Source organism: Legionella anisa (genome assembly GCF_001467525.1).
Taxonomy (GTDB): domain Bacteria; phylum Pseudomonadota; class Gammaproteobacteria; order Legionellales; family Legionellaceae; genus Legionella; species Legionella anisa.
Map to the genome: position 1 here is coordinate 168,934 of NZ_LNXS01000019.1, position 12,981 is coordinate 181,914.

Sequence of the window (12,981 nt, forward strand, 5' to 3'; positions counted from 1 at the left end):
ACTAAAATAAAAATCGTGCCCTGCCTTGTATCACGATGTCCCATATAAAGTATTATTAATCATCTCAATTGTACCTACAATGTTGATTGCTAATATTCCTCCAAAAACATGTATTAAACCTTTTCCCGTTCCTCCTGGTGGCTGTCCTTGCGAAGCAGAACGCGCAATCAACACCCATCCCCTTACAAAGGCAATTAAACCGATGACCTGAATAATAATTGTCAAAGGCCTCCCCACCACACTTCCAGTACCAAATAAAGTATCCAGTGTTGGATTAGTGCTGCTTACTGGAGCATATTGGAGAACATTTTGATAACCAAAAGTACTCACCATTAATGATGAAAACGCCGATGGAAAATAAATAAATATCGCACCAACTAGCAAATATACAATTGGTTCCTTCATACTAGTATTACTTGACATCATAGTCCGAGCTTCACCATATGTCTTTAAACTATAGACTGCTTTGAACAAAAATGCACAGCCGATTAGATAAGCTCCCCCTGTAATCATACGTTCTACAGGGATCAACGAATTTGCGACATTAGTTAATATATTAACCTGACCCGATATCCAGCAAGCTACTGTTCCGCCCGTACATGTATCAGCCATACAAACACCTCAACTATCTTCTTGACTAAATCTAATTACTCGCCCTGAGCTCGTTAAAACTCGACCCTGCATAGAGTCAATAAGCTTAACTACCCCATATCCTGCGATTTTTGATCCTTCTCTTACTGTAAGTGTAGAACCATTTGTGCCAATTAGCCAAGCCCGACCAGGAATTACTGCATTTATATAGTAATTTATTTGCGGAGATGCTGGTTTTATATGAATTACTCGCTTAACAGGTTTCGGTTTTGTTCGTTCAATTAATACATTAATTACCTCTGATTGCTTCACAACTTGAGTGTTTAAATCGTTAATAACCTGATTTAGTTTTGTAATTTGTGCGTTTAATGCGTTTACATTATTATTGATGTTGCTTACTTGCTGATTCATTGAGCTCACCTCGGACTGAACCGTTTGCTGGCTCGACTCAATAGACGCCACTTTCTGCTGTAACGCCGAACTCTCTTGAACCACGGGTGGAGGCGTCTGTTGGACTACTGGTTGCTGGATTGGCTGTTGAACTACTGGTTGTTGCTGAATTGGTTCAGGTGGAATTTCAGTTTGAACTTCCTTCGGCTGTGGCGTTATTTCCGCTATAGGGGCAGGAGCTTCGCTCTCTTTAGGAGTAGATTTAGAGAACATCCCACCGATAAATTGATACATCAACATAGCAAAAATAATTACACCCACCGCAATTAAAGCATTACGTTTGATATTTTTTGGAGGTTCCCTTCCTCCTGATTCCGTAGGAATAGCGCTTTTCGAATCAAACTCCGAACTCTCTAGTGGCTCGTTCTCAAGAGAATCTAATTCAGCGAATTTATACTCATCATTTTGATCATTATCTGCCATTTTTACCTACCATCAAATTAAATAGATTTTACATCCTGAGTAAATAAAACCCCCACAGGAGTCCCTGCATAGACCTCAACAGTTGTAGGTGTATTAAATAATACTTGTGCTTGCTGTCCCCATCTCTTACCAACGGTAGCCAAACCAATTACAGCATTTTCAAGTGTAGAACGCCCCACTCCATTAGCAACAGTCACGTTATTGCCGCCACCTGTACCTCCAATGGTAACCGTGGTATTGGCAGACTGAAATGCGTTACCAAAGCCCTCTAGAAACGAGGAAGCAAACAAGGATCCGTATCTCAGTAAATAATGGTTATTTGTTTTACTGGAAAGAGCAGTTCTTGCCGTATTAGGATCAATTGCATAAGCAGAGATTGGAATTGTTTTTGGCGCGCCCGGAATTGACATCGTATTAAATGTAATAACCATTTTATTAGCATTCGACGGTAAATTAAAGCTACCAATAAGCTTGGTACCTTTAAGTCTTCCTGAAACGATACTGGCAAGAATAGGACCTGGCTCATCACTATTAACTGAAGTATCAATTACAGCAAAAAGCACGTCACCTGTTCTAATCATATTTACTTGCGTAGAAGATACAGTAGTCGTTGAAGACTGAGCCGCCCCGCCTGGCCCTCCAGGGCCAGCTCCTGCAGCTACCGCCTTCTCATCTTCCTTACTTCCTGCGGTATAGCTCTGTGTAGGTACATTTTTCCATTCTGCAATTAATTGATTCGCAGCCGTTAGCATATCAGAAGTTTTTTGTTGGATTTTCTGTTGATATTTTTGCTCCGCTTGCTGCTGATTTTGTCTGTTGATAATGGATTGCAACTGTTGGTTACTCTCAGTGGAGCCTGGTAGTGGTACTGCAGCAGCTCCTCCTGGTCCTTGACCCAATGTGGGCACTCCACCAAGGTTAAATGCACCTTGCTGAATACTCGGTGCACCCAAGCCTGCAACTTGTGATCCGTCGGGAGCAGTTTGAATGCTCTGCAATTCTGCTGCACTAAACCCAGCATTTTTTAAGTCAGCCGCACCAAACCCTGCATCAGCCAATTCTTTAGCACCAAAACCCGCCGCCTTCATCTCTGCAGCTGTAAATCCTGCATCTTTTAACTCCTTAGCACTAAAACCTGCATCTTTTAAGTCCTTAGCACTAAATCCAGCGTCTTTTAAGTCTTTGGCACTAAAACCTGCATCTTTTAACTCTTTAGCACTAAAGCCTGCGTCTTTTAACTCTTTGGCACTAAAGCCTGCATCTTTCAGGTCTTTAGCACTAAAACCCGCCGCTTTGAGTTGTGCAGCTGTAAAACCTGCATCTTTCAAGTCCTTGGCACTAAAACCTGCATCTTTTAACTCTTTAGCACTAAATCCTGCGTCTTTTAACTCTTTAGCGCTAAAACCTGCATCTTTTAACTCTTTGGCACTAAAACCCGCATCTTTTAAATCTTTAGCACTAAAACCCGCCGCTTTGAGTTCGGCAGCTGTAAAACCGGCATCTTTGAGCTCTTTAGCTGTATAACCAGCATCTTTTAGCGCCTTTGCAGAACATCCAAGGGTTTTCTTAATGGTCAGCGCACTAATTCCTGCGGCACGTGCTTTCTTCAATGCATCAACACTGCAATCTGCAGTACGTGCTGCTGCAACTACCTCTGCAGGAATTAGCCCAGCATTTTGCAATTCCTGGGGAGTAAACCCTGCGGCAAGAAGTTGGGATGGGGTGAACCCAGCATCAATTAAAGATTGCACATCATAACCTGCATTTTTTAATGCTGAAGCACTACATCCGTTTAATTCTTTAATGCGCTTTGCAGAAACACCTGCTGCGAAAAGCTTCTTCAGATTATCTGGGTCGCAACCGGCAGCTTTAATTTGTGCATCAGTAAGCGGGCTTGCAGAGCCAATTTGCTGTGGAGTAAATCCAGCATTCGCTAAATCTGCATCGGTAAAGCCAGCAGCCTTTAATGCCTGGGCGCTACATCCCGCATATCTTTTAATTAACGTTGCGCTAACTCCTGCCAGTCTTTCTTTTCTTAATACATCAACATCACAACCCGCTTTTTTTACATCATCAGGAGTAATACCCGGCGGCAATTCATTCTCTGCCGCTTTTATATCTGCTGCAGAATAGCCTGCCTTAGCAAGATCATCTGGGGTGAATCCTGCATTTAATAAATCTCTGGCGGTAAACCCTGCTGCTCTTAATTCTTCGGGAGTAAAACCGGCTCTTTTTAAATCTGCTGCACTAAATCCTGCATCGCGTAATTCTTTAGCAGTAAAGCCAGCCGCTTTTAATTGTTCTACGCTGCATCCACTTATCCGCCGAATTGCAGAAGCAGAAACCCCAGCTTTACGTAATTTAACCAATGCATCGACACTACATCCAGCTTTCCGTACATCCGCAGCAGTTATTCCAGCCGGTAAACCACTGGCTCGAGCTATCTCCTCTGGAGTATATCCAGCACCTTTCAATTCATCATCAGAAAAACCAGCATCTTTCATTTCCTGAGCAGTAAACCCTGCATTACGTAATTCGCACGCATTAAAACCACATTCTCTTAGTCTTGAGGCTGTATATCCTGCATCTTTAAGTTGCCTTGCATTAAATCCTGCAGCTTTTAATTCTTTACAGGGACAAACTGGATTTAGTTCCATTAAAGTAAAACCATTATCTTTTAATTGCACACAGCTACATGCTCCCCTTAAATCAGCCAATTGTGCCCCTTGGCTAATAACCTGCTGAACAGCCGTTTTGGAACAACCCGCGTTTTGTAGTGTTTGCAACCAAAGACTTTTTTGTGATCCCTCTTCACCCTCACGTGCTAATGTCGCAAAACCTACTCCAGTTTGCCCACCTTGGGAACCAATAACGCCAACCCCCTCACCCAAAGCTTGAGTTCTGATAATTGTTGGAATAGCACTTCCACCTGTTTGCTCCGCTTTTTGTGCCTGAGTAACATTTTGCTCTTCTTGCAATTTAGCATATTGAGCTGTTGGGCTAAGAACGCCTGGAATGGATTGGATACCGCCTGGACCTTGCCCAACAGTTGCAACTGCTGAAGGTCCGGTATTAATCGATCTTAATTTTAGATACCCTACCACTATAGCAATCAGTATTAATACTATTGTGAAAATAATAATAACTCGTGTCCGAGTATTAGAAAAAAGCGATTTTATATTTTCTTTTCTGCCAGCCATTTATAACCCTTCTACCTTGAGCTGCATGACCTTCCCATGCCAGGAAACTAATAACACCGGTGATTTTTGCATTTCATAAGCATGCGTCCCATCTGCGCTGGTCATACTTGCCAACCAGCCCGGCGACAATATTGTAAGATTGGTTCTAACATACATTCTGTCATTAGCTAACCATGCACGTGCGTCTCCTCCAGTAATACTTAACCGTTTACTTCCAGGAGGAGGCACACCATCTAAAACATGAAGAAGCAATTCACTTGCTGAGGGTGGAATGCCTGTTTCTAGAGGCATGGTTTTAGCATTAGGTCCAAAACCTTGAACCCGCAAATCAACTCGGTAATCTACTGCTTTTTGTCCTGGTATAAGCGTTAGCATCACGGGTGTATTTAAACCCCTTAAACGGACGGCCAAATTACCGTAATTGTATAATTTCATTGCTTGAATCATTATTGTATTACTTGTTTTATCCCATTGAATATTAAATGAGTTTGGATCACCTAAATCATAAGCAGCAATCGGCCATGGTGCTCCTGATGAATCAAGAAAAACCAATGAAGAAACAAATCCTTGTGCCAACCGAATGACAGGGGGAGTCGAGCCTGGAGATAAATTCACAAATTGAGAAGTTGCTGTAGGCTTTGGAGGGGTTCCAGCAGGTGAGGCCTTAGCATACTCCATAGTTTCACTTATTTGTCTTAAATGAACAATTTGCTCCGTACTCAATGGATAGATATTTCGTGTCATATCTTTAAATGCTTTATTGTCAATAACCTCTTCATCAGTTTGGCTTATTATCTGCGGCGCATTAGGATTAGGCGCAGCCGCCGCCGGTGGAGGAGTTTGAGCTGCAGCTGGTGGCTTATAAATATTACCTGCAAGAGGAATAGGAATATTTGGCCCTTGATTTTGGGCCGGTGGAGGAGTTTGACCGGGAGCAGGTGCCGGAGCGGCTTGCCCTGGTGGCAGACCTTGTTGTCCTGCTGGTTGATTTTGTGATAATCGTTGTTGTAGTAAGCGTAACTGTTGTAAGGCTTGTTGGGCACTATCAGACTGATCCTGTGCATAGGCTGGACCAGGTATCCAATAGGCTATTCCATACATCAAACAAAACTTTAAAAACCAGTTCAGCTTTTTCATTAAGACACTCCACCTGCGGCAGGTCCTACAACAAATTGCGATATACCTATTCCCCTTGGCGAATTTAAAGTAGAAACACGAGTAATTAACATAGTAACCACATTATTTTGCTGAGTAAATTCGCTGGCACTCTGGTATGTTACTAATATAGGCATTTGTACACGCCATGAAAAATTTCCGTTCAACACACCTTTTTGCAAGATAATGGGCGCGCGCGTTGCTACAGCAGAAACAATCAGTTTTTTAGCCTTTACTGCATCCAGGTTATTTGACTGCTGTAAAGCGTTTAGAAATTGATCCCAACCTTCGGGTGTAAAAAACCCAGAGGAAGCCTGTAATTCATCTCTATAGTTAACGAAATTATAAGTAAATGCAGCAATAGCAGCCTGATTTGCCCATTGCAATACAGCTGAATCTGATTGGTTTGGCTCATTTAAAGGAAATAGGGGCGTAATACGGCCATTAATACTCGTAGCAAAATATTTAGGAGCTGGTGGATGGGTAATCATATATACTAATAGCGCAGCCAGGATTATATTGACAATAAGAGCAATTAACAACGCAAGTATTACTTTACGTTGACTGTCTTTATAAAATTTATTTCTTAGTGCAACAACTGTTAAGGCATCTTCAGCCATAATATCCTCTATCTATTGCTTATTGTGGTATCAATTTATCTTCCTCAGCCTCTGCAGGCGGATCAGGAGGAAGTAACGCATTCGATGAATAATTCGGAGCAAGAAGAGCTTGTAGCTGAATAGGAGGAGCTATCCCACTTGTTGCATAATAATCTCGCTCAGGCTCTGTTAAATGAATGTAAGCGATTAATAATCCAAAAATGCAGTTTATTAACAGAGAAATAATTAACGCGATTATCCCGCGTCTGTATGAATTAACATAGAAATTCTTACTGCTTTTTATTACTTCCCACGCTTCACGACTCATTCTTTCCCCTATGCCACAGCTCTTCTGAAAGTAATTTCTACTCGTGCATTTATTGAATTATCACCACCCTTAGTGTATCCAATAATAGGTTTATCACTACCTAATCCTTGTGTAAAGATAAAACGACTATCTACTCCCTGAGACCAAAGGTATTCACTAACGACTCGCGATCTGGCTAAAGTCAACGCATGCTCTCTTCTTGGCGATACATATTTATTACTGTAACTAGCTACATTAATGGCAATTTTACGAAATTGTATTAGAAATGCGGCAATTTCATTTAATAATGGATAAGACTTCCATTTTAGATGAGGTGTTTCTGGTTCAAACAAATAACTAGCAGGAATGCTGATCATATAATCCTGACCAATCGTAATTACTTTTACCCCTTTTCTATTTAGTTTTTTAGCAAGCTTCATGATGGTAGCATCACAGGCACCAAGAACTTTACATGGATACTTCGGCTCGTCTTTCTCCAATGCCCAATAATCACCGTTACAGGAGGTCAACGTCAATAAGGCAATCAATCCAACAGCCTGAATTAGATTAATACGTACTGATCTCACTCATATTCCTCATATTTCAAACGACCACTTAAAATGATTCTGACTGTAGTTCTATTGTGTGTTCCATCTTTAAGAAAAACATACAAATTATTACGTTACAATGAATTCAAAAAAATAGCTATTTTTTTAAAACTTTATTTATTTCTTTACATTTTTTTGAGTAAAAACAAAGCGCCAAGGCTTTTTTTTTCACAACTAAAAAAGGAAAACAACGTGCTTTAGTTACTGATTCCAAAGAGCGTTGTTTTCCATAAAAGTGAGTGTTTTTCTTAAACATCTGTAGTGAAACATTAGCCATGAACACGCATGGCTAAATTTCTTGAGATACACAATGGTATTTACCAGAAAAATACGCAGTAACGTCGTAATTAGTATCAATTATTCTTCAGCTTTCTTCTGCGCATTTTCACGTTCACGCGCAATTTTTTCTGACAAAGTTTTTACCAAATCAGTTAACTCATCTGGAGCAATGGCATCTCTCTCTTCAGGTGGATAGCTGGTCGCCAATTGGAAATCTTTAATAAGTTCATTTGCAACCGTACCAGCATATTTATCCTTGGCTCCGGCCAAACGTTCAATATTCATCATCTGATTGCGTGTTTCATTGATAGGCAGCAAGGACTCTGAAAATGCTGCTTTATCACTAACCAAAACTGGAGGATCCTCAGGGCGTTCTCGCAAAGGACTAAATATCGTTAATGCGCCTTCAACTTCTTCTTCAATTAAATCTTCAACAGGTTCAGGTTCATTATGACCATGGAATGCAATTAAAGCAGAAACACCTCGTTCTATAGGCTCTTCTATGGGTGATTCACGCAATAACTTAGAAATAAGGGTAATTTCTTCACTTTCTGTTGTCTTACTAATTGATAAATCACCACTTTCCAAAATTGTCTGAAATGAGGCTAATTGTTTTTGTAACCTCATTATATAATCGTCTGGTGGCGCTTCTACTTTTAAAAATTGATTTAATTTTAACTTCTTAACGGGTTTAGGATTCGCATAAAACATGCGGGCACGAACAATTTTTGACTTGAAGAATATATGTGCCTCACCTTCTGTTTGTTCTTTTAAATCCAATAGGTCAACACGAGCTCTCTTTTCAAACGAAGAACTTTTACTGTCCATGTACGTATTGGCCATACTGGTGTCTTTAGCTTGAAATGAATCCACTTTGGTTACATAAGCCTCGCCTGCGGTTTTGGTGAAGAAATCCCATGTTTCTGTAGGATCTTCCAATTTCATACATATTTTAATGTTTGTGTTTGCACCGATAGACGCAGCTTCTTCTTTAGAAGCCTTTTGGAATGCAGGTAAATCTTGTCCTGCAAAAATCGCTGAGAACCCAAGAGAACGCGCTTGCGCAGGAACCACTGCAAACCCTTGAACTGCATAATATCCATACTCGTCCAGGATACACATATACGGTGTAGGTGCATTCGTTGGCTTTCTCAAGATTACATCTCGATAATCCCCTTCGACATCTTCCCCCAAACCTGCTGCCATCATTGCTTTTAATGAAGAAACGATAATTTTACCAAGGTTAGACAACTCATCGGGAGATTTTTCTAATGCGGGTAATAATACAACCAAAATCCTTCGATTCAATACCACGTCCTTAAAATCTACCTCAGCCAGATTCGTACGGACAATATGACCATAAGTATCTGCCAAGGATGAAAACGCTCTTACCAGCTGCATGGTAATAAAACCGTGTTGTTCCAAAACTTGTGACACTTGCTTTCCTTTTTTCTCTTTATTGTAACCTGGCAAGGTGCCTAAGTAGTTACGTAAAGGGTCTGTAACCAATTTTGGAATCTGTTCGATGTTAACACTTTCTTGATTATCACGTGGGAAGATTTTATCAACGACAATAGTTTCTAATCGAGTTAAATCAAAGTAATTACGGATGGTATCCGCATCCAAAAGTATTGCTCCCTCATCACGCATATATACCAGAAGTCGCATTAAGGCTTCTACGAAAGCGATAGCACGGCCCTTCCACATGTCTCCGTCACCGCCTCCTTTTGAATCACCCATCAAACTCACTACAAGCTGGGTTAACATACTGGAAGAACCTTGAGAAAAGGGATTAAACGTATTAGACAATCTTCTTTCTTGTGGACCAATAATATCCCGGGCACCGGTCATAAAGTTAATCAGAAGCAAATCGTCTTCACGTCCCATGCTCCTGACCATGGAAAAAACTTTAGCATAAAGTGAGTTATCGCCTTTTCCGTCGACATAAATAAAACCACTTCCTTGTACTAAAGCATTAAAAGCGAGGGAAACCAAACATTCTGTTTTACCACTACCGGTGGATCCAAAGATTAAGGCATGGGTACGCATATCATCATTGGCAAACCATAACTCATGTCCCGTTTTACGATCATTACCAAAAAATGCAATTCCACGAGCCATATTGGGCTTATTAACGCCTGGTTTCATATCGTTATAATCTTTTACTCGAGAAATTAGAGGAAGGCGAAAAGGTAATTTTTGTTTGCGTGTATAACTGTAAAGAAAACTTCCACCACCCACAAGCATCAGGAATGTTGCGACCTCAGAGAAATAATAGGACATTGCTGATAAAGTAAAAAGTATAATCGAAATATTCGTAGGATCAGCGAAGAAATCAGCCATTCGCTGTGTCAAAGTCCGCGTATCCCTAAGTAAGAGGGTAGGATCTAACTCATGACGTGAATCAATACCGCGCATCATGGCTCTAACTCCTGCATTTGTCGGGGTGTTAACTTAACTTCTTTTATAGCAATTTCCAAAGCTTTAATCGCCTCATCTATCATAGGCACCAAAGAACGCCGTCCCATTTCTTTCTCTGCTTTCCAGTGAGCGAAAGGGCCTGCAACTTCTGAAAAAGGTGTTTGCCTACCAACACAATTGAGCATATACCATAAACGCCTATCAACGGGTCTTAACCATAAAAACTCAGAACTCGGAACAACCCCATCCATCCGGGCTTTTTCAAGTAAAGAAGCCATTATACTTAAAGTATAGGCATGTTTTGTAACAACTTCCTGGATAAGTTCTGTATTTTTATATTTTTCTATTGTAGGCCTAGCTACACTATAATCCGGTTTTCCTGCAACATAAGATTTATCTAACGTTGATAAAATAGTGTTGGCCGCATCTCTATCTCGATTAATACGGGCAATAAACACAGCAGCTAATGCATAAGCTTGTGGTGAACAATGCTCGAAACCATCCCAGTAAGGACCTAATTGTAGGGTAAAAACTCGTTTTGCATCGCCTCGCCGTATCCCAGCAGTCATCTCTTGTCCAGGTACCGGATCGTCCAATAACACATCTTCTTTTTTTAATAAATTGTATTTACGTGCAAATTCCATTGGCGTCAGCGCCATTGCCCAAGGGCCTTGATTTATATCCTGGTCTACTAAATCTTCTTTAACTACAGGCATAATTGCAGGCCAGTTAAATTGCTCCTGTTCCCGTAATTTTTTCATATCATAAACTTTACGAAACTTTAGGGTGATATTTGACTGATAGAGTAAAACTGCCAAAACAAGCAGGACAAGAACCACGGGATAACGCATAAAATCACCAACAGCACGCGTTGTTTCCATCAGCTGCTCCCAATTTACTGCATTGGGATCTATAGTTTGCATGATTTGAATCAAGCTTGCTAGCTGATCACTGTGAACAAACAAATTAACCAGTTTTGCCTGCCAAATGTTAATTTGAAAAACAAACATCACAATGTACTGATGTCCCATTTTCCAAATAAAAAACACAGTAATAAATAATAGTACCATCACCCATATTGGGCCCATGCCACTATCTTGACCTTGTTGTTGCGGTTGTTGTGCCATTAGCGATTACTTCAAAATAGTTTGTTTCTTTCTAAGTATATACTGCTCTAGGATAATTTTGCGAGAGATTCGCAAGTAATACTGTACATGACTATAAAGAGGCATGTTAAAACAGAATCATTAGACCTCTTTCCAAACTCGCTGTGGTGAGGGAAGTGCAAGGAGACACGAAGCGCAGAACCGGAGTGTACACGACGCCAGTACATGAGGATTCGAGCACCGTATCGACGAAGCAATTCCCCGCCACAGTAGAGTTTGGAAAAGGTCTATTGTTCTTTAATCAAACGACCACGTGAATACTTATAAACACCGCTTAGATGAACAAAACGGGTAATATTCTCAACATTTAAAGCCCTATCCTTTAGCGTAAGTAAGGGGCTACCTAATTTGTCAGACAGCGTTTTATCAGCAGAAAGATTAATTATATCCGTTTTATTAATGTAAATAGCGACATAAGCCTCATTCTGTTTGTTTTCTTTTGATTTGATTAACGCTTGTACTTGCTCTTCATCTGCATAGATGGGGCGAGAAATCATTTGCCGCGGCAAATTAATGATTATTCTTTCCCAAGACTGAAGATTGGACCCATCTGAAGAATATAAAGAAACAAAAACCTCTTGCTGGCCGCCTCTTAGAGCAAGACGGTTTGCTAAATGGGCATCTGATTGAATTTGTGCCTGGCTGCGCTCATTAATTTTTTTGGCAAACCCATCACGAATTCCAATTAAACGATTACCAATTGACCGTAGAAAATTCGACTTATCCCAAGGGCCATTTTGAATTGCATAATCCAATGCCTTAAGAATCGCATCATTATGCTCTTTAGTGAAAGTATTTTTTTCCATAAATCCAAAATTTAAGAATAAAACGTTCTGCAAAAAATCAATGCAGTATTATGGAGTATAACAGTAATTTCGATTATATAAAAAAGATAAAATTCACAAAGAGCTAGGGACCTCTTTGTGAATGCTGAAAAAAATAATTAAATTGTACTCGATGATTCCTAAACTCAACTACCTGAAGTCAATCCAAAACCAGTTCTCTCTTCAGCAACCTGTTCAATTTCTTGAGTGGTTTGTTCTTGCCTAGCTTCTTGAAGTTGTTCTTTAACGCCAGGTATTTGTTGCTTCGCCTCTTGAGTTTGTAGGGCTTCTTGTGGCAATGCAGCAGGGCCTTGGTCATGGACCTTAAGTACAACATCTACGAACTTCTCTGCCTCAGTAAGGTCAGATACATCGCGACCACTTTGCTTCATCGCTGATACCATTTTTTCCACTGGGTTTTTGATTTCAGTAGTAACCTTGTTCTTTAAATCTTGCCCGCCATGCTCGTTTTTAAAAAATGCCATAACGTTTACCCCTAAACCATAAAATCTTTAATTAACATAAGTCTATCAAAATCAATTATAAATGCATCTAAAATTACCATTACTTACGATTTCTTTACAATATATTTTAATAAAACACATCTAGTCGTACATCAACTCATCCAAAGGGGTATAATCACGACTTGGCCCACCTTGAATTAACTCATTTAATACGTCAGTCATACACAACAAACGTAACACATTAGGCGTTACTTCATCAAAAACGACTCTGAGTCCTAACAAGGCTCCTTCTGCCTCATCAAATGTAGCTCCCAAACCATATCCAAGGCATAAAGAACACAATTGATCGGCTCGTTTTGCAATTGCTGGTAACAACCCTGTATCTGCAAAAACCTCCTCATAACTCACAAATCTATCATTAAGATAAAATTTTGCGTTCAAACTTGCGGCTATAACGGACATACATTTACTAATATCACGTTCCATACTATCGC

General features: G+C 40.2%; 13 protein-coding genes. All 13 read right to left on the reverse strand.

The features are described from left to right. Window positions 1-30: 30 nt before the first annotated feature. The 13 genes from Lani_RS04950 to Lani_RS05010 all read right to left on the reverse strand — a co-directional run bounded on the left by Lani_RS04950 (window position 31) and on the right by Lani_RS05010 (window position 12,973). Window positions 31-612 (reverse strand): hypothetical protein, encoded by a 582-nt coding sequence (locus Lani_RS04950; RefSeq protein ID WP_058388434.1) that lies wholly within the window; start codon window positions 610-612, stop codon window positions 31-33. A gap of 9 nt (window positions 613-621) precedes the next feature. Then, a complete protein-coding gene (icmG, locus tag Lani_RS04955; RefSeq protein ID WP_019233487.1) occupies window positions 622-1,464 on the reverse strand; it encodes a type IVB secretion system protein IcmG/DotF in 843 nt (280 codons plus the stop codon). A gap of 17 nt (window positions 1,465-1,481) precedes the next feature. Further along, window positions 1,482-4,664: a type IVB secretion system protein DotG/IcmE gene (gene dotG, locus Lani_RS04960; RefSeq protein WP_058388435.1), complete on the reverse strand. Its 3,183-nt coding sequence runs from the start codon at window positions 4,662-4,664 to the stop codon at window positions 1,482-1,484. Next, a complete protein-coding gene (locus tag Lani_RS04965; RefSeq protein WP_058388436.1) occupies window positions 4,665-5,801 on the reverse strand; it encodes a DotH/IcmK family type IV secretion protein in 1,137 nt (378 codons plus the stop codon). Then, the gene (locus Lani_RS04970) at window positions 5,801-6,439 is read right to left on the reverse strand and encodes a type IVB secretion system apparatus protein IcmL/DotI (protein ID WP_058388437.1); all 639 of its coding nucleotides are present in this window, start codon (window positions 6,437-6,439) and stop codon (window positions 5,801-5,803) included. Before Lani_RS04970 ends, Lani_RS04965 begins: the two co-directional genes overlap by 1 nt. Before the next feature lie 19 nt (window positions 6,440-6,458). Continuing rightward, a complete protein-coding gene (gene icmM, locus Lani_RS04975; RefSeq protein ID WP_058388438.1) occupies window positions 6,459-6,746 on the reverse strand; it encodes a type IVB secretion system protein IcmM/DotJ in 288 nt (95 codons plus the stop codon). A gap of 8 nt (window positions 6,747-6,754) precedes the next feature. Then, entirely contained in the window at window positions 6,755-7,312 is a 558-nt protein-coding gene (gene icmN / locus Lani_RS04980) for a type IVB secretion system protein IcmN/DotK (protein WP_019233482.1), read from the reverse strand. A 118-nt stretch (window positions 7,313-7,430) separates the two neighbouring features. Continuing rightward, window positions 7,431-7,610 (reverse strand): hypothetical protein, encoded by a 180-nt coding sequence (locus Lani_RS04985; RefSeq protein ID WP_058388439.1) that lies wholly within the window; start codon window positions 7,608-7,610, stop codon window positions 7,431-7,433. Between the two features lie 80 nt (window positions 7,611-7,690). Beyond that, on the reverse strand, window positions 7,691-10,033 hold the full coding sequence (locus Lani_RS04990) for a TraM recognition domain-containing protein (protein WP_058388440.1): 2,343 nt from the start codon (window positions 10,031-10,033) through the stop codon (window positions 7,691-7,693). Then, window positions 10,030-11,160 (reverse strand): type IVB secretion system coupling complex protein DotM/IcmP, encoded by a 1,131-nt coding sequence (gene icmP, locus Lani_RS04995; RefSeq protein ID WP_058388441.1) that lies wholly within the window; start codon window positions 11,158-11,160, stop codon window positions 10,030-10,032. Before icmP ends, Lani_RS04990 begins: the two co-directional genes overlap by 4 nt. A 266-nt stretch (window positions 11,161-11,426) precedes the next feature. Then, entirely contained in the window at window positions 11,427-12,005 is a 579-nt protein-coding gene (icmQ, locus tag Lani_RS05000) for a Dot/Icm secretion system protein IcmQ (protein ID WP_058388442.1), read from the reverse strand. A 164-nt stretch (window positions 12,006-12,169) separates the two neighbouring features. Continuing rightward, a complete protein-coding gene (locus tag Lani_RS05005) occupies window positions 12,170-12,508 on the reverse strand; it encodes a hypothetical protein (protein ID WP_058388443.1) in 339 nt (112 codons plus the stop codon). A 120-nt stretch (window positions 12,509-12,628) separates the two neighbouring features. Next, window positions 12,629-12,973 (reverse strand): type IV secretion IcmS family protein, encoded by a 345-nt coding sequence (locus tag Lani_RS05010; RefSeq protein ID WP_019233476.1) that lies wholly within the window; start codon window positions 12,971-12,973, stop codon window positions 12,629-12,631. Window positions 12,974-12,981: the final 8 nt, after the last annotated feature.

Excerpts from the sequence above, each read along its gene's own strand:
- Lani_RS04950 (WP_058388434.1), bottom strand. The coding sequence starts at position 612 with ATGGCTGATACATGTACGGGCGGAACAGTAGCTTGCTGGATATCGGGT.
- icmG (WP_019233487.1), bottom strand. The coding sequence starts at position 1,464 with ATGGCAGATAATGATCAAAATGATGAGTATAAATTCGCTGAATTAGAT.
- dotG (WP_058388435.1), bottom strand. The coding sequence starts at position 4,664 with ATGGCTGGCAGAAAAGAAAATATAAAATCGCTTTTTTCTAATACTCGG.
- Lani_RS04965 (WP_058388436.1), bottom strand. The coding sequence starts at position 5,801 with ATGAAAAAGCTGAACTGGTTTTTAAAGTTTTGTTTGATGTATGGAATA.
- Lani_RS04970 (WP_058388437.1), bottom strand. The coding sequence starts at position 6,439 with ATGGCTGAAGATGCCTTAACAGTTGTTGCACTAAGAAATAAATTTTAT.
- icmM (WP_058388438.1), bottom strand. The coding sequence starts at position 6,746 with ATGAGTCGTGAAGCGTGGGAAGTAATAAAAAGCAGTAAGAATTTCTAT.
- Lani_RS04985 (WP_058388439.1), bottom strand. The coding sequence starts at position 7,610 with ATGGCTAATGTTTCACTACAGATGTTTAAGAAAAACACTCACTTTTAT.
- Lani_RS04990 (WP_058388440.1), bottom strand. The coding sequence starts at position 10,033 with ATGATGCGCGGTATTGATTCACGTCATGAGTTAGATCCTACCCTCTTA.
- icmP (WP_058388441.1), bottom strand. The coding sequence starts at position 11,160 with ATGGCACAACAACCGCAACAACAAGGTCAAGATAGTGGCATGGGCCCA.
- icmQ (WP_058388442.1), bottom strand. The coding sequence starts at position 12,005 with ATGGAAAAAAATACTTTCACTAAAGAGCATAATGATGCGATTCTTAAG.
- Lani_RS05005 (WP_058388443.1), bottom strand. The coding sequence starts at position 12,508 with ATGGCATTTTTTAAAAACGAGCATGGCGGGCAAGATTTAAAGAACAAG.
- Lani_RS05010 (WP_019233476.1), bottom strand. The coding sequence starts at position 12,973 with ATGGAACGTGATATTAGTAAATGTATGTCCGTTATAGCCGCAAGTTTG.